The 16,335-nt window shown below is 72.2% G+C and carries 17 protein-coding genes; 11 read left to right on the forward strand and 6 right to left on the reverse strand.

The features are described 5' to 3' along the window. Window positions 1–68 precede the first annotated feature (68 nt). Window positions 69–980 (reverse strand): CPBP family intramembrane glutamic endopeptidase, encoded by a 912-nt coding sequence (locus RYJ27_RS08375; protein WP_330169871.1) that lies wholly within the window; start codon window positions 978–980, stop codon window positions 69–71. Next, window positions 980–1,639: a tRNA (guanosine(46)-N7)-methyltransferase TrmB gene (gene trmB, locus RYJ27_RS08380; RefSeq protein WP_330172027.1), complete on the reverse strand. Its 660-nt coding sequence runs from the start codon at window positions 1,637–1,639 to the stop codon at window positions 980–982. The genes RYJ27_RS08375 and trmB overlap by 1 nt, the downstream gene beginning before the upstream one ends. A gap of 262 nt (window positions 1,640–1,901) precedes the next feature. Here trmB and RYJ27_RS08385 point away from each other — a divergent pair, with 262 nt between their 5' ends. Continuing rightward, window positions 1,902–3,242 carry an HNH endonuclease signature motif containing protein gene (locus tag RYJ27_RS08385; RefSeq protein ID WP_330169872.1) on the forward strand — a complete coding sequence of 447 codons (1,341 nt, stop codon included), beginning with the start codon at window positions 1,902–1,904 and terminating at the stop codon, window positions 3,240–3,242. 137 nt (window positions 3,243–3,379) lie between these two features. On the opposite strand, the gene RYJ27_RS08390 is transcribed toward RYJ27_RS08385, so the two are convergent. Further along, window positions 3,380–4,222: a DUF3097 domain-containing protein gene (locus RYJ27_RS08390; protein ID WP_330169873.1), complete on the reverse strand. Its 843-nt coding sequence runs from the start codon at window positions 4,220–4,222 to the stop codon at window positions 3,380–3,382. Window positions 4,223–4,355: 133 nt separating this feature from the next. Between RYJ27_RS08390 and RYJ27_RS08395 the strand changes: the two genes are divergently transcribed. The 4 genes from RYJ27_RS08395 (at window position 4,356) to RYJ27_RS08410 (ending at window position 8,560) form a co-directional block, all read left to right on the forward strand. Beyond that, on the forward strand, window positions 4,356–6,428 hold the full coding sequence (locus RYJ27_RS08395; RefSeq protein WP_330169874.1) for a TPM domain-containing protein: 2,073 nt from the start codon (window positions 4,356–4,358) through the stop codon (window positions 6,426–6,428). Between the two features lie 61 nt (window positions 6,429–6,489). Further along, entirely contained in the window at window positions 6,490–7,227 is a 738-nt protein-coding gene (locus tag RYJ27_RS08400) for a PspA/IM30 family protein (protein WP_330169875.1), read from the forward strand. 53 nt (window positions 7,228–7,280) lie between these two features. After that, window positions 7,281–8,084 (forward strand): arginase family protein, encoded by an 804-nt coding sequence (locus tag RYJ27_RS08405; protein WP_330169876.1) that lies wholly within the window; start codon window positions 7,281–7,283, stop codon window positions 8,082–8,084. Beyond that, on the forward strand, window positions 8,084–8,560 hold the full coding sequence (locus RYJ27_RS08410) for a Fe-S oxidoreductase (protein ID WP_330169877.1): 477 nt from the start codon (window positions 8,084–8,086) through the stop codon (window positions 8,558–8,560). Before RYJ27_RS08405 ends, RYJ27_RS08410 begins: the two co-directional genes overlap by 1 nt. Here RYJ27_RS08410 and RYJ27_RS08415 read toward each other — a convergent pair. The 3 genes from RYJ27_RS08415 to RYJ27_RS08425 all read right to left on the reverse strand — a co-directional run bounded on the left by RYJ27_RS08415 (window position 8,547) and on the right by RYJ27_RS08425 (window position 10,288). Next, on the reverse strand, window positions 8,547–9,038 hold the full coding sequence (locus tag RYJ27_RS08415) for an SIP domain-containing protein (RefSeq protein ID WP_330169878.1): 492 nt from the start codon (window positions 9,036–9,038) through the stop codon (window positions 8,547–8,549). The two genes, RYJ27_RS08410 and RYJ27_RS08415, sit on opposite strands and share 14 nt — an antisense overlap. A gap of 66 nt (window positions 9,039–9,104) precedes the next feature. After that, window positions 9,105–9,815: a tyrosine-protein phosphatase gene (locus RYJ27_RS08420; protein WP_330172028.1), complete on the reverse strand. Its 711-nt coding sequence runs from the start codon at window positions 9,813–9,815 to the stop codon at window positions 9,105–9,107. A gap of 2 nt (window positions 9,816–9,817) precedes the next feature. Continuing rightward, the gene (locus RYJ27_RS08425) at window positions 9,818–10,288 is read right to left on the reverse strand and encodes a carboxymuconolactone decarboxylase family protein (protein ID WP_330169879.1); all 471 of its coding nucleotides are present in this window, start codon (window positions 10,286–10,288) and stop codon (window positions 9,818–9,820) included. Between the two features lie 32 nt (window positions 10,289–10,320). Between RYJ27_RS08425 and RYJ27_RS08430 the strand changes: the two genes are divergently transcribed. The 6 genes from RYJ27_RS08430 (at window position 10,321) to RYJ27_RS08455 (ending at window position 16,333) form a co-directional block, all read left to right on the forward strand. Continuing rightward, window positions 10,321–11,256, forward strand: a complete 936-nt coding sequence (locus RYJ27_RS08430) for an alpha/beta fold hydrolase (RefSeq protein WP_330169880.1) — start codon at window positions 10,321–10,323, stop codon at window positions 11,254–11,256. A 147-nt stretch (window positions 11,257–11,403) separates the two neighbouring features. Then, the gene (locus RYJ27_RS08435; protein ID WP_330169881.1) at window positions 11,404–12,903 is read left to right on the forward strand and encodes an ABC transporter substrate-binding protein; all 1,500 of its coding nucleotides are present in this window, start codon (window positions 11,404–11,406) and stop codon (window positions 12,901–12,903) included. 4 nt (window positions 12,904–12,907) lie between these two features. Next, on the forward strand, window positions 12,908–13,858 hold the full coding sequence (locus RYJ27_RS08440) for an ABC transporter permease (protein ID WP_330169882.1): 951 nt from the start codon (window positions 12,908–12,910) through the stop codon (window positions 13,856–13,858). Continuing rightward, window positions 13,855–14,733, forward strand: coding sequence for an ABC transporter permease (locus RYJ27_RS08445; RefSeq protein ID WP_330169883.1), 879 nt, complete (start codon window positions 13,855–13,857; stop codon window positions 14,731–14,733). Before RYJ27_RS08440 ends, RYJ27_RS08445 begins: the two co-directional genes overlap by 4 nt. Then, the gene (locus tag RYJ27_RS08450; protein WP_330169884.1) at window positions 14,730–15,533 is read left to right on the forward strand and encodes an ABC transporter ATP-binding protein; all 804 of its coding nucleotides are present in this window, start codon (window positions 14,730–14,732) and stop codon (window positions 15,531–15,533) included. The genes RYJ27_RS08445 and RYJ27_RS08450 overlap by 4 nt, the downstream gene beginning before the upstream one ends. Then, a complete protein-coding gene (locus RYJ27_RS08455; RefSeq protein WP_330169885.1) occupies window positions 15,530–16,333 on the forward strand; it encodes an ABC transporter ATP-binding protein in 804 nt (267 codons plus the stop codon). Before RYJ27_RS08450 ends, RYJ27_RS08455 begins: the two co-directional genes overlap by 4 nt. Window positions 16,334–16,335: the final 2 nt, after the last annotated feature.

Consider the following 16,335-nt stretch of genomic DNA (forward strand, 5'->3'; position numbering starts at 1 on the left):
TCCGTGGGGGTGGCGTTCTGGGGGGTCCGCCACCCCCACGACCATGTTCTGGCCGGGTCGGGGCGCGTTCAGACGAGGAATATCCCGTCGAGCAGTCCGGGGTTGTGCGCGTGCACGAGCACCGCGAAGACGACCGCGTCGAAGAGAAGATGCACGGTCACGACGTAGCTGAGCGAGTGCGTCCTGAGGAAGATGAAGCCCTGCAGGAGCGCAAAGGGGATCGTCAGGAGCGGGCCCCAGGCCTGGTAGCCGAGCTCCCACAGGAACGAGACGAAGACGATCGACTGCAGGATGTTCGCCTGCACATCCGGGAAGTGCCGCCGCAGCAGCGCGAACACGGTACAGATGAAGAAGAGCTCGTCCCAGATGCCCACGGCACCGACCCCGACGAAGAGCCGGGCGATGAGGTCCGGAGTGTCGACGACGGGCCAGTTCGTGTACACGCCGGACGTGATGAAGTAGAACGGCAGGATCAGCCAGCCGAGCACGAGCACGAGCACGAGCCACGTCCACTGGAAGGCACTCCAGCGCCGCCCGCCCCCGCGCCACGGGAACGAAATGGCCCGGTCGCGGTAGACGTATCGCGAGATCAGGTACGGAACCGCCACCGCGCCACCGAGGGCGAGGGTGAACCGCAGCATCGAGAGGTTGTCGAGCTCGGCCTTGAGGTCGATCACGCTCACGATGAGCATGCCGATCGCGATGAGCGAGAGGTCGCGGACGAGGCTCGGGCGCCGGCCGTTCGTGGCGAGCCCGGTGCGTTCGTCGTGTCCGCCGGGCTGAGCGTTCGCGCTGCTCCCGCCGTTCTCACGCGAGCGCAGCAGCCAGGCCACCAGCATCCCGGCCGCCAGCAGCACCCACCCGAGCCACGCCAGCCGCACCACGAAGAACGCCGGCGCGGCGGCGCAGACGAGCAGCGCCGGGATCAGGCCGAGGGATGCCACGGGTCGCGCCACAGTGAAGGTGGCCGTCTCCGCCATCAGCGCACCCGCCGATACGTGAGGTCGCGGATCTCTCGGCCGCGTTCGATGCCCTTGCGTTCGAAGGCCGTCATGACGCGTCCCTCGTAGCGCGGAGCCCAGTCGCCGTCGAAGGCCCGCTCGAGCCCCTCGGCGCGATCGAGCACCTCCCGCATCTGTCGTGCATAGTGCTCCCAGTCGGTCGCGAGGCGCAGGAGGCCGCCCTCGGCCAGCGCACGACGCGCGATCGGCGGGAAGTCGTCGTCGACCAGCCGTCGCTTGTTGTGCTTGGACTTGTGCCACGGGTCGGGGAAGAACACCCAGATCTCCTGCGCCGACGCCTCGGGCAGGTACGAGGCGAGCACCTCGGGCGCGTTGGCCTCGATCAGGCGCAGATTGCCCGCTCCGGCGCGCGCGGCATCCAGCATCGTGCGGGCGAGCCCGGCGCGGAAGACCTCCACGGCGAGGAAATCCTCGTGCGGGCGCTGCGCGGCGGCGTGCACGATCGCGTGCCCCTGGCCCGATCCGATCTCGACGACGAGCGGGGCTGCCCGACCGTACTCTTCCGCGGGGTGCAGGCGCGCCTCGGGGTGCACGGAGGTCGCCGCCTCGGAGCGCTCGACCTCGAGGAGATACCGCGGCGCGAACTCCTCCCAGGCGCGCTCCTGGCCGTCGGACATGCGACCGCTGCGCCGCACGAACGAGACGGGCCGCGTACGGAAGCGGGAATCGGGTGGGAGGTCCGTCACCACACCAGCGTACGGGGGCGCGGTCGGGTGAGCCGCCCGGGGGTGTATTGGGCGGGGGTGACGGGCGGGGGGTGACGGGCGGGGGGTGACGGGCGGGCGAGGCGCGGGGCGAAACTCGTCGGGGCGACCGGCGCGAACCCGCCCCGGGTGGATGCCGGGGGCGATGTCGGAGGCTGGTTCTATAGTTTCGAACATGCATTCGAACCCAGTGCCGGCGTCCACCCCGTGGGGCGACGACGTGGATCTCGCGGCGCGGGAGCTCGCGGAACGCTACGTCGCGGCAAGGCGGGCCGAAGCGGTCGCGCAGGCCGCGGTGGCACGGGTGCTGGCGGAGGCGGCCGAACTGGCGGCGTCGCGGGTAGCGGCGCTGCCCCGAGCGTCGGCGAAAGACGCCGAATTGCCGGTGCGGGCGGTGGCTGCGGAGCTGGCGGTCGCGGCGCGGGAGCCCGACGGGGCGGTGCAACGCCAGATGGGCGAAGCGGCCGTGGTGGTGCGGGAGTTCCCGGCGGCGATGACCGCATGGGGTGAGGGACGGATCGGCGCCCGGCACGTGCGGGTGATTACCGAACTCGGAACACCACTCGTGGACCCGGTCGCGCGGGGAGCGTTCGAGGCCGAAGCCGTACGGCAGGCCGAGCGCATGACGCCGCGCCGGTTACGGGCGGCCCTGGCGCCGATGGCGGAAGAGATGCAACCGGGGTCGCTGACAGAACGGCACCGGGCCGCCCGGGAACGACGAGGCGTATGGACGACCATGCTGGAGGACGGCATGGGATCCGTCACGATCGTGCAGCCGGCCGTGATCGTGGACGGGATCCACGACCGGCTCACCCAACAAGCCCGAGCGGTGAAGAACCTCGACCCCACCGACACCCGCACCCTCGATCAGATCCGCGCCGACCTCGCCGCCGACATGCTCCTCACCTCCACCCCCAACGTCGAAACCGGGGAAGGACTGGCCGACGGATACGGCGGGCTCGGCGCGATCACCGCGATCGTCAACGTCACCGTCCCCGCCCTCGCCCTCGCCGGCGTCACCACCGAACCCGGAGAACTCGTCGGAAAGACACCCATCGACGCCGACACCGCCCGGGAACTGGCCGCACGGGCACCCGGATGGGACCGAATCCTCACCGACCCCATCACCGGAAGCGTCCTCGCCGTCGACCGATACACCCCCTCCGCCGAGATGAAACGGCACCTCCGCGCCCGCGACCGACACTGCCGCTTCCCCGGCTGCCGACAGCCCGCCCACCGATGCGACCTCGACCACTCGATCGACTACGCCCACGGCGGGAAAACCCACACCGGAAACCTCGCCCACCTGTGCCGAAGACACCACACCCTCAAAGGCGAAACAGCCTGGAAAGTCACCCAACACGGCGGCGGCGTCCTGCAATGGACCTCACCCGGCGGACTCACCTACACCGACCAACCACCCACACCACCACACGTACGATTCGTGGCCGGCGCGGAGCTCGACGACGGCGGGCATCCGGGAACGACGCGCACCGCGGAACCACCGCCGTTCTGACGACGGACGCCGAGCGTGACGACGGACGCCGAGCGTGACGACGAACGCCGAGTCTGACGACGAACGCCGTGCGTTCGCGAGAAAGGGCGCGGGTCCCGCGAGAGGCATGCGCGTTCTCGCGACGAGCGTGCAGGTCCTCAGGCGGTCACGAAGTCGATGAGCTCCTCGACGCGTCCGAGCAGGGCGGGCTCGAGATCGCGGAAGCTCGACACGCGGGAGAGTATGTGCTGCCACGCACGCGCCTTGTCGGCCTGCGTCTGCGCGGGCCATCCGAGGGCGCGGCACACGCCGGTCTTCCAGTCCTGGCCGCGAGGCACCTCGGGCCAGGCCGGGATCCCCAGCGCCGCGGGGCGCACGCACTGCCACACGTCGACGAACGGATGCCCGACGATGAGCGTGTGGGGGCCGTGCCGTCCGGCCGCCACCGACCGCGCGACGCGCTCCTCCTTCGAGCCGGGAACCAGGTGATCGACGAGCACGCCGTACCGGCGCTCGGCGGTCGGCGGCTCGGCATCGAGAAGGTCGCCCAGCAGGTCCACCCCCTCGAGGTACTCGACGACGACGCCCTCGACACGGAGGTCGTCGCCCCACACCTTCTCCACGAGCTCGGCGTCATGCCTACCCTCCACGAGGATGCGGCTCGGGCGTGCAACCCGGGCACGGGCATCCGCGACGGCGTACGAACCCGAGGCGGTGCGCCGCGGCGCGGAAGCGGCCGCCGTGCCCGCCTTCACGGGCGGGTCGAGCTGAACGAGCGCGCCCTCGAGGAGGAACCCCGGGCCGAGCGGGAAGAGGCGCCGCCGACCGAGCCGGTCCTCGAGTTCCACGTGGCCGCCGCGCACGTCGGTCACGGCACCGCACCAGCCGTCGCCGGCGACCTCGAGCACCATGTCGCGCTCGACGGGCACCCGCGGCACCTTCTTCGCGTTGCGCTCCCGCCAGCCGGCCGCCAGCACATCCGTCCCGTATCGATCGTCCACGACACCTCCTGCGGCGGCTCAGCCTACGGACCGCGACCCCCCTCGGCGGCTCGGCACGCGCGCGCCCGCCGTTTCGCTTCCGGCGCACCGGCCCGTCCTATCGGGCATGCCCCGCCCTGCATAGACTGGGGGCGTGGGGAGAACACGGTACCTCGCAGGTGTGAATGCGACGCGAAAGACCGGATCCCGCCGAGGGCGATGGGTCGCATCCGCCGTGCTCGCCATCCTGCTCTCCGTCATCGCCGCACCCGCCCTGGCCACTCCCCCCGTGACCCTGGGTGTGGGGTACGTGCTCGACGAGGCGGGCGTGCTCAGCGCAGACGACGCGAACGCCGCGCAGGAACGCCTCGAGGCATTCCGCAGCGACACGGACCTCGACCTCTGGGTCGTCTTCGTCGACGAGTTCACCGAGCCCTCCTCCGCCGAGGAATGGGCCAACCAGGTCGCGACGCAGAACGGGCTAGGCCCCACCCAGTACCTCCTGGCCGTCGCGGTGGACACCCGCCAGTACTACATCTCGGCCGATTCCGCCGGGCCCGTATCGTTCGACGAGCTCGGCACGATCGAGCAGACGCTCGTGCAGCCGCGCCTCGCGGCATCCGACTGGGTCGGCGCCGTCGACGCGGCAGCCGACGGACTCGGCGACGCCGTCGGGGTCTCCTCGGGCACCGGGGATGCCGCGTCCGGCGGTTTCCCCGCGTGGACCGCGCTGCTCCTCCTCGCCGCCGTCGCGGCCGCCGTCGTCGTCTGGCTCGTCATCCGATCGCGGAAGAAGCAGCAGCACGGCGCCGTGACAGCGGGCCCGACCGGTTCGCAGCCCGCGATCTCCGACGAGGAGCTCGCGCAGAACGCCGCGCGTGCCCTGGTGGAGACCGACGACGCCATCCGCACCAGCGAAGAGGAGCTCGGGTTCGCCCGGGCTCAGTTCGGCGAGGAGGCGACGGCGGAGTTCGTCGCCACCCTCGCGGCGGCCAAGGCGTCGCTCACCGAGGCCTTCGCTCTGCAGCAGAAGCTGGATGACGGCATCCCCGACGCCGCCGGAGCGCACCGCGCGTGGAACGAGCGCATCCTCGAACTGTGCCGCACGGCCAACGACGCCCTCGACGAGAAGGCGGCCGACTTCGACGCGCTGCGGGAGCTCGAGCAGAACGCCCCCGCCGCCCTCGCGCGCGTCGAGGAGCAACGACGCCAGGCCGCCGGCGCCGTCGACGGGGCCGACGCCGCGCTGGCCGATCTGGCCGCCCGCTACGCGCCGGACGAATTCGCCGCCGTTCAGGGGAACACCGCACAGGCACGCACCCTGCTCGCCTTCGCCGCCGAGGAGCTGAACGAGGCGCAGCAGCGGATCGCGGCAGGCGACGGCGGTGGCGCCGCCGTCGACATCCGGGCCGCCGAGGAAGCCGTCGCGCAGGCCGCACGACTCGAGGCCGCCGTCGACGCGGCGGCGGCCGAGCTCGGAAAGGCCGAGCGCGCCGCGGCCGACCTGCTCGCCGACCTCGAGGCGGACATGGCGGCGGCCGCCGCGCTGCCCGACGCCGACGGCGGACTCGCCGCGACCGTCGCCTCCACGCGGGAGCGGGTCGACACCGCCCGCGCGCACCTGACCGCCGCCCCGACTCGCCCGCTCGCCGCCCTCGCCGCGCTCACGGCCGCCAACACCGAGATCGATGCGCGCCTCGCCGCCGTTCGGGACGCGCAGGAGCAGACTCGCCGGGCGTCCCAGGCGCTGGGCCAGACGCTGGCGCACGCGCGCGGGCAGATCGCCGCCGCCGAGGACTACGTCACGACCAGGCGCGGCGCGATCGGTGCCCCCGCGCGTACCCGCCTCGCCGAGGCCGGCGCCGCCGTCGCACGCGCGGAGAGCCTGCAGAGCACCGACCCCGCCCGCGCCCTCGAGGAGGCGCAGCGGGCCTCCCAGCTCGCGTCGCTCGCCATCCGCGACGCGCAGAACGATGTCGGATCCTTCGAACGCGACGGGGCTTCCGGCGGCGGCAGCTCCATGGGCGCCGTCCTCGGCGGCATCGTCCTCGGCTCCCTGCTCGGCGGCAACCGCTCCTCGGCGGGCGGCCTCGGGGGCATGCTGGGCGGCATGGGCGGCGGCGCGGGCTTCGGCGGCGGCTCCCGCGGTGGCCGCGGCGGAGGCTTCCGCGCCGGCAGCTTCGGCGGCGGCGGCACCCGCGGCCGCCGCGGCGGGGGCCGCTTCTAGAACCCGAGGGCGCCGCACCCGCGGCATCCCACCACCCGTCCACCCAGGAAAGGAAACCGATATGGCAAAGCAGTCCATCTTCGGCCGCATCTCGACGCTCGTGAAGGCGAACATCAACGCGCTGATCGATCAGGCCGAGGACCCGCAGAAGATGCTCGATCAGCTGGTGCGCGACTACACCAACAACATCGCCGACGCGGAGGCCGCGATCGCCGAGACGATCGGCAATCTTCGCCTGCTGGAGCGCGACCACCAGGAGGACGTGCAGGCCGCGACCGAGTGGGGCAACAAGGCCCTCGCCGCGAGCCGCAAGGCGGACGAGCTGCGCACGTCGGGACACACCGCGGATGCCGACAAGTTCGACAACCTCGCCAAGATCGCCCTGCAGCGTCAGATCAGCGAGGAGAACGAGGCCCGCGCCGCCGAGCCGCAGATCGCGGCTCAGTCCGAGGTCGTCGCCAAGCTGAAGGACGGCCTCAATGGAATGAAGCAGAAGCTCGAGGAACTCAAGTCCAAGCGCAGCGAACTGCTCGCGCGCGCCAAGGTCGCCGAGGCGCAGACCAAGGTGCACGACGCGGTCAAGTCGATCGACGTGCTCGACCCCACGAGCGAACTCGGCCGCTTCGAGGACAAGGTCCGCCGCCAGGAGGCCCTCGCACAGGGCAAGGCCGAGCTCGCCGCCTCGAGCATCGACGCCCAGTTCGAGAGCCTCGAAGACATCGGCACCCTCACCGAGGTCGAGGCGCGCCTCGCCGCGCTGAAGTCCGGCGGGTCCTCGCCGCAGGCGATCGACTCCTGACATCCCGGGGCGCTCGCCGGATATTTCGGCGGGCGTCCCCGACGGAGGTTCGCATGACCGATTTCGTGGTGGTCCCGCAGTGGCAGGGGTCCGCGTCCTCACGCGCGATGCGTCTCATCGACGGCGCCCTCGCCATCGCGGGTGACCTGCCGCGCGGCGCAACGACGATCGTCGCCGCCCCCGAGGAGGCGGGCGATGCGCTGGGCACCGGCATCCGGCGCCTGAGCGCGCTCCGGGCCGCGGCCCGCGCCCACGCCGAGGCGGCGCGCCCCGCGACGGGCCGGGTCGTCACGATCGGAGGAGACGCAGGGGTCGGGACGGTCGCCGCCCTGCACGGCGCCGGCGAGGGCTCGGCGGTGCTCTGGCTGTCTGCGCAGCCGAGCCTGCACGACGTCGCATCGAGCCCCACGGGCGCCTACGCGTCGATGGCCGCGCGCGCCCTCGTCGATCCGGCGATTCCGCCGCTGGATGCGTCGGCCGTGCTCCCGGCGACGCACGTCGTGATCGCGGGCGCACGCGATGCCACCCCCGCCGAGATCGCGTCCGCCGACACGCTCGGCGTCACGCTGCTTCCGACCGTGGAGATCGAGCCGATCATCACGGCGCTCTCCGCGGCCCGCCCCTCGTCTCTGCACATCCACGTGGGCGTGGACGTGCTCGATCCGGCGGCGATCGCGGGCGTCACCGACCCCGTGCCGTTCGGACCGGACACGGCGGCCCTGATCGGCGCGATCCGCGCCGCGCGCGACGCCGCCCCCGCGGGGTCGGCGTCGCTGACGGGATTCTCCCCCGCCACACCCGACGCGGCGGCGGATGACATGGGAACACTGTTGCGCATCATCGGGGCCCTGGCCTGATGCCCGCCGAGCCCCCGCCCGGATGGCGCGAGCGCGCCGACGCGGCGGTGCGCCGTGGACGGGCCATCGACCGCGTCATCCCCGCCTTCCTGCTGGATTCCCCTCTCAGCGCGATCGGATACGCGTGGGGAACGCTCGTCGGGCTGGTCTGGGGATCGCTGTGGAGCACGGGCCGGGTCGAGCGGCGCGACGGGCTCTGGGTGTTCCGCGGCATGCCCGAGTGGACGTTCGCCCGCGGGGGCGCCTGCGTCGGCCGCTGCTTCCTCACCGGCTCGCGGCGCATCCCCGCCTCGCTCGTGCGACACGAGTCCATGCACCGCCGTCAGTGGCGACGGTACGGAGCGCTCATGCCGCTGCTGTATCTGGCCGCCGGACGCGATCCGCTGCGCAACCGCTTCGAGATCGAGGCGGGCCTGGAGGATGGCGGCTACGTGCCGCGGCGACGGCGGGCTTCCCGGCCCGTCAGCGAGCGGTGAGGATGCCGAACCGCTCGGGCGTGTGAATCGACCACGGCGAGACGCCCAGGCGCTCGACCAGGTGGTCGACGATGTCGGCGGTGCCGAGGTAACCACCCAGGAGGTGGATGCGGGTGTGGTCCTCGTCGGCGCAGAACATCTCGTCGGCCCATGCGGTCACCGCGCGGGTGACGGCGGCACCGGGCGCGCACGGGCGGCCGGAGCCGGGCTGCCCGGAGCGGCGGGACCGATCGAGCCACGTGACGACCATGCGCGAGGGGGCCTGGACGTGCGCGAACCACGTGTCGTCGGGCACCTCGATGAAGACGCGGCCCGTCGAGCAGATCGGCAGCGTCGCGAGGAGGGCCTCGAGTTCTGCGAGCGACGTTTCGTCGGCCGTGATCAGGTGCTGCACACGGGTGTGCCGCGATGCGCGGCACGCGGCGGCGCTGTGATCTGCGGAGACCGGCGCGGAAGCGGATGACGTGTGAGTGGCCATGACGTTTCCCACTATACCCGTAGGCAAGGCACACCTAACTTCGCTGGCCGTGAAAATGCCCTGCGCTCAGCGATTCCCCACCAGCACGCGCCGCAGTTCGACGATCTCGTCGTCGCTCATGCCGTGGGCCCTCAGATAATCCGTCGGCGATCCGAACACCGTCTCCACCCGGTCGATCAGCGCCCGCATGACGGGGGCGGGCGACTTCGTGGCGAGCTCTTCGATGCGCGTCGCGCCCGGGTACACCTCCCGGATGCGCGTGATCACGGCATCGTTGCGCGAGGCCGGCAGCAGCGTCTCGGTGCGGGCGTAGTCGGCCACGACGGCATCGGGGTCGACGCCGGCGGCCAGCAGGGAGAGCGCCACCGTGACGCCGGTGCGGTCCTTCCCCACCGTGCAGTGCACGAGCACGGGTTGGTCGCCGATGACGGCGCGCACCACGTCCACGACGCGATCGGCGGAGTCGTCGATGATCGCACCGTACAGTTCGCCGAGGCTCATGTCCCGCTCGAAGAACGACGCGACGGAGCCCAGGAAGAGCGGGACCCGGATCGTCTCCAGTCCGTCGACGCCGCGCGACGGCGACCGGACGACCTCGTCCTCGTCGCGCAGATCGACGATGCGTCGAAGGCGGAGGCCCCGCATCGCGACGAGGCCCTCGGCATCCACGTTCGCGAGGTTGCCCGAGCGGAAGAGCACGCCGTGCCGTGTCGTGCCGCCCAGGGCCGGCAGTCCACCGGTGTCGCGGAAGTTGTACGCACCCGAGACGAGCGACATGGTCACGGGGTTCCCCTGCGCGGGGCCACGGCGTAGCGACCGGCGATGGCGACGCGGTTGAACGCGTTGATCGACACGCACAGCCACGACAGCGCCGTGTACTCCTTCTCCGAGAGCACCCCGCCGACGCGGCCGTACACGTCGTCGGAGATGCCGTCGCGGTGGATGAAGGTGAACGACTCGGCGAGCTCGAGCGCCGCGCGCTCGCGGTCGCTGAACACCCCCGACTCGCGCCAGACCGGCAGCTGCGCCGCATCGTCGGGGGTCGCCCCCGCCGCCAGCAACCGGTCGAGGTGCACGCGCACGCAGAACGCGCAGCCGTTCAGCTGCGACACGTGCAGCAGGACGAGCTCCTTGAGCCGATCGTCCACGCCGTTCTCGCGCGCGATGCGCCCCACCGTCTTCGAGAACTCCTCGAGCGCGCGGTAGGCGTCGGGTTCCGAACGGGACAGATGCACGCGGGTTTCGCTCACCCGATCACTCTAACGGCGGCAGAATGGGCGCCATGGGTGCCGACGACGAGTTCTCCTTCCTCCCCGCCCAGGCGGCGGATGCCGGCCTCTCGGTCCCCACCCTCCCCCTCGTGGAAAGGGTCGGTCTCGGCCTCCAGGACGGGCGCTCGCTCAGCGCGCTCCGCTGGGGCGGCGCACGCCCGCGGATCACCCTGCTGCACGGCGCGGGTCTGAACGCCCACACGTGGGACACCACGCTGCTCGCCCGTGCCGCGGCGACCGGGGCGCCCGAGGCGCTCGCGATCGACCTGCCCGGCCACGGCGACTCCTCGTGGCGCGGCGACGCCGACTATCGCGCGGAGACGCTCGCGCCCGACATCGTCACCGGGATGACGGCGTGGACGGACAGCCCCCAGGTCGTGGTGGGGCATTCCCTCGGCGGGTTGACCGCCGCCCGCATCGCTGCCCTCGCGCCCGGACTCGTGAGGGCGCTCGTCATCGTCGACATCACGCCGGGCATCGACCCGTCCGCGGGCCCCGCGCGGCTGCGGGAGTTCTACGCCGGGCCGACGGACTTCCCCGACCGCGAGACCCTCGTGGACAGGGCGCAGGAGTTCGGACTCGGCGGATCGCGCCGGCAGACCGAGCGGGGCGTCTTCTTCAACTCCCGGGTGCGGGCCGACGGACGCGTGGAGTGGAAGCACCATTTCGCCCACCTCGCCGCCGCGGCCCTCGCCGGCGACACGGGCGGGGGCCCCGACCGCTCCGTCGTGTCCGCGGCGGGATGGGAGGACCTCGCCGCCGTCTCCTGTCCGATCACGCTCATCCGGGCGGCATCCGGCTTCGTCTCCGAGAAGGACGCCGCGGAGTTCACCCGGCGCCTCCCCCGCTCCCGCGTGATCACCGTGGCGGGCCCGCACAACCTGCAGGAGGCCGCACCCGAGGAGCTCGCCGGCATCGTCGGAGACATCGCGGATGACGCGGGCTGACGCTCCTCGTCGCACGGGATGGCCCATGACGCGCCCGCAGCGGGTGCGCGCAATAGGCTGGAAGGTGCGCCACGGCGACCGCCTCGGTAGAGCGGTCGCGGCGGAATCCGCCTCGGATGCCCCGGCGCGCCCGAAAGGACCCCCTCTATGCATCGCCGTCTCACCCTCGCCTCCGCGGGCGTCGTCGCGGCCCTCCTGCTCACCGCGTGCACGGGTGGGGCGGGGGAGGCCGAGCCCGAACCCGCCGGTTCGCCCGACCCCGACGCCTCGGTGTCGGTGCGGCTCGTCCTCGAACCCGGCAACCTCAACGTCCGGGAGACCTCCGGCGCCGCCCTGGACCAGATCCTGATCGACAACATCTACCAGGGCCTCGTGACGCGCACGCCGGAGCAGGAGATCGAACCCGCACTGGCCGACGACTACACCGTGTCGACAGACGGCCTGACCTACTCGTTCACCGTGCGCGAGGGCGTGACGTTCCACAACGGCCAGGAGCTCACGCCGCAGGACGTGGTGTGGTCGCTGCAGACCGCGAAGGACACTCCCGCGTACGTCGACTCCGACCGGCTCGCGAAGGTCTCGAGCATCACGGCCGAGGGCCAGGTCGTCACGCTCACTCTCACCGAGCCGGACTCGCAGCTGCTGTGGACGCTGACGGGGCGCGCGGGGCTGATCTTCAAGGAGGGCGACGACACCGATCTCGCCACGGCGGCCAACGGCACCGGTCCCTTCACGCTCGCCTCCTGGCGACAGGGCGACAGCATCGTCTTCGCACGCAACGACGCCTACTGGGGCGAACCGGCGACGTCGGCCGAGATCGTCTTCTCCTACATCCCCGACACGAGCGCCGCCGTCAACGCCGCGCTCGCGGGCGAGGTGGACGTCCTGACCGGCTTCGACGCGACGCTCGCCGAGCGGGTGGAGGCGAACGGAGACTTCGAGGTCGTCACCGGCCCGTCCACCGACAAGGGGACGCTGGCGATGAACAGCCTCACGGCACCGCTCGACGACATCCGCGTTCGCGAGGCGATCCGCCGCGCGATCGACCACGATGCGATCATCGAGGCGCTGGGGGCCGGCGAGACGCTCTACGGCCCGATCCCGCCCCTGGATCCCGGATACGAGGATCTCTCGGATGTCGTCCCCTACGACCCGGAGGCGGCCCGCGAACTCCTCGCCGAGGCCGACGCGGAAGACCTCGATCTGACCCTGACGATCCCGTCCTTCTACCCGACCACCATCCCCCAGGTGCTCGTCTCGCAGCTGGCGGAGGTGGGCATCACCCTCGAGGTCGACTCCGTCGAGTTCCCGGTGTGGCTGCAGGACGTCTACACCAACCGCGACTACGAGCTGAGCTTCGTGCTGCACACCGAGTCGCGGGACTTCGAGAACTGGGCGAACCCCGACTACTACTTCACGTACGACGAACCCCGTGTGCAGGAGCTGTACGCCCAGTCGCTCGTCGCCACCGACGAGGACGAGGTCGCGGAGCTGCTCAGCGAGGCCGCGCGCATCGTCTCGGAGGACATGGCGGCCGACTGGCTCTACAACGGGGCATCGGTGCTCGCCGTCGCGAACAACGTGTCGGGCATGCCGACGACGAACGTGAACTCCCGCCTCGACGCGGCGGAGCTCGGCAAGAGCTGACGGCGTGCTCCGGTACGCGCTCACCCGGCTGGCCCTCCTCCTGGTGGGGCTGGCCGTGGCGAGCGTGCTGATCTTCGCGACGCTTCGGGTGCTGCCGGGCGACGTCGCGCAGCTCATCGCCGGCACCCAGGGGACGCCCGAGCAGGTCGCTGCGATCCGCGAGCGGCTGGGGCTCGATGCCCCCGCCGTCGTGCAGTACCTCGACTGGATCGGCGGCGTCTTCTCCGGGGATCTCGGGTCCTCCCTCCTCACCGGCACTCCCGTGGCGACGGAGCTGCTCGAGAAGGCCCAGGTGACCGTCCCCCTCGGACTCCTCGCCCTCCTCGTCGCGCTCGCCGTCGCACTGCCGTTCGGGGTCCTCTCCGCGCTGTGGCGCGCTCGCGCGGCCGGAACGGCGGTCAACGTCGCGGCGCAGACGCTCGCGGCGGTCCCCGTGGTGTGGGCCGGGATGATGCTCGTCGTCGTCTTCGCCGTGTGGGTGGGGGTGCTGCCGGCGCAGGGCTTTCCCCGCGCGGGGTGGTCGGATCCCGCGGCCGCGCTGCGCGCACTCGTGCTGCCGGCGCTCACGATCGGCGTCGTCGAGGGCGCGCTGCTCCTTCGTTTCGTGCGCAGTGCGACGCTCGACGCCCAGGGCAGGGACTACGTGCGCACCGCGGCCGCGAAGGGGCTCACACGCACGCAGGCGCTGCTACGCCACGGACTGCCCAACGTGGGGTTGTCGGTCGTCACGGTGCTCGGGCTGCAGGTGGCGGGCATCATCGTGGGCTCCGTCGTCATCGAGCAGCTGTTCTCCCTCCCCGGCGTCGGGCGGATGCTGGTGGCCGACGTCGCCGCGCGCGACCTCGAGAAGGTGCAGGGTTCGCTCCTCGTCCTGACCGGCTTCGTGCTCATCGTCGGATTCGTCGTCGACCTGGCCCACCGGGTGATCGACCCGCGCCAACGGGAGGCGGCATGAGCTGGCTGCCCCGCCTCTGGGCCCGCGCCGCGGGCCGGTTCGCACTCATCGTCGTCGTGGTGATCCTCCTCTGCGCCCTCGTCTCGCTGTTCTGGACCCCGCTCGATCCGGCGCGGGTCGACATCTCCGCCCGCTGGGCACCGCCCGGGTGGCCGCATGCGTTCGGCACCGACAACTCGGGGCGCGACATCCTCAGCCTGCTGATGGCCGGTTCCCGCACCACGGTCGCCGTCGCCGTGGGCTCCGGGATCGTCGCCACGGTCGTCGGGATCGTCCTCGCGGCGCTCGGGGCTCTCACCGCGCGCGGGATCCGCGAGGGCGTCGCGGTGCTCGTCGACATCCTCATCGCCTTCCCCGTGCTGCTGATCGCGATGATGATCTCCGCCGTCTGGGGCGGGTCGCTGTGGGTCGTCGTGTGGTCGGTCGGGATCGGCTTCGGCGTGAACATCGCGCGGGTCACGCGCCCGGAGCTGCGCCGCGTCCTCCGCTCCGACTTCGTGCTGGCGGGACGGGCGAGCGGACTCTCGCCCCTGCAGAACCTGCGGCGCCATCTGCTGCCCAACGTCGCGCCGGTGTTCATCGTGCAGCTGTCGTGGTCGATGGCGGTCGCGGTGCTGGCGGAGGCGGGCCTGTCGTACCTCGGCTTCGGGGCGTCGGTGACCGATGCCTCGTGGGGGCGCCTGCTCGCCGACCTCCAGGAGTACATCACCATCCACCCCCTTTCCGTGATCTGGCCCGGCGCCGTGATCACGCTCACCGTGCTCGCCCTGAACATGCTGGGCGACGCGCTGCGCGAGGCGACCGACCCGACGCTGCGCACCGCGCGCGACACCGCACGACGCGCCCCCACGCATGTACCGGGGACGACCGCGTGAGCCTGTCGGTGGAGGGCCTCGTGGTCGAGATCGACGGCCGCCGTGTCGTGGACGGCGTCTCGTTCGAGGTCGCCGACGGCTCCCGGCTCGGTCTCATCGGCGAGTCCGGATCCGGGAAGTCGCTCACAGCCCTCGCCATCATGGGGCTTCTGCCGGACGGGGCTCGGGCGAGCGGCAGCATCCGCTGGCACGGGCGGGAGCTGCTCGGGATGCCGGAGCGGGAGATCGCTCGCCTGCGCGGGGATGAGATCGGGCTCGTCTTCCAGGAGCCGCTCACCGCGCTGAACCCCATCCGCACCGTCGGCCGCCAGATCGCCGAGTCCGTGCGCATCCACGAGGGGCTCCCCCGCCGCGCCGCGTGGGAGCGGGCGATCGCCGAGGCCGACCGCGTGCACCTTCCCGAGCCGGAGCGCATCGTGCGGCGTTACCCGCATGAGCTCTCCGGCGGGCAGCGGCAGCGCGTCGCGATCGCGATGGCGCTCGCCTGCCGGCCGCGGCTGCTGATCGCCGACGAGCCCACGACGGCCCTGGACGTCACGATCCAGGCCGAGATCCTCACCCTGCTGCGCGCGCTCGTCGATGACGAGCGGATGTCGCTGATCTTCATCACCCACGACCTGGCCGTGCTCGGGCGCATCGCCGCCGAGGGGGTCGTGCTCGCGCACGGTCGGGTGATCGAGCAGGCGCCGGTCGCCGAGTTGCTGAGGTCACCGCGCACCGACGTCACGCGCGGGCTGCTGCGCGACGCGGCCGCCACCCGCTGGCGTCGCGAGGATCCGGGCGAGGAGCGGATACCGTGAGCGCCGTCCTGCTCTCCGGTCGCGGCCTCACCCGCCGGTACGCCGGACCCCGCCCGGCCCCCTTCGCCCGGCGCCCCGTCACGATCGCCCTCGAGGACGCCGAGATCGACGTGCGCGAGGGAGAGGCCGTCGGGGTCATCGGCGAGTCCGGGTCGGGCAAGTCGACGCTCGTGCGCGTGCTCATGGCCCTGGACCGGCCGACGGCGGGCCGGATCGTCTTCGACGGCCGAGACGTGGATGCCGCGGCATCCGCCCGCTCGCTGCACTGGCTGCGCCGCCAGACGGGCGTGGTCTTCCAGGACCCGTACGCGTCGCTCGATCCCCGCATGAGCGTCGGGCGCATCGTCGGCGAGCCGCTGTGGGCCCTCGACCTCCCCGGCGACCGGCGCGCTCAGGTGCGGTCGGCGCTGCGACTCGTCGGGCTGGAGGCCGACATGGCCCACCGTTTCCCCCACGAGTTCTCGGGCGGTCAGCGGCAGCGGATCGCCCTCGCGCGCGCGCTCGTGCACCGACCGCGGCTGATCGTCGGGGACGAGCCGATGTCGGCGCTGGATGTGAGCGTGCGCGCGCAGATCCTCGAGGTGCTGCGCACGCTGCGCCGGGAGGAGGGGACGGCGCTGCTGCTCGTCTCCCACGACATCGGCGTCGTGCAGAACCTGTGCGACCGGGTGCTCGTCATGAAGGACGGACGCGTCGTCGAGTCCGGCCCCATCGCCGGCGTGCTGCAGCGGCCGCAGGACCCCTACACGCGGCTGCTCCTCGACGCCGTGCCGTCGATCGACGACCCCGGGGTCGGCTGAGC

Source organism: Microbacterium limosum (assembly GCF_036324365.1).
Classification (GTDB): Bacteria; Actinomycetota; Actinomycetes; order Actinomycetales; family Microbacteriaceae; genus Microbacterium; species Microbacterium limosum.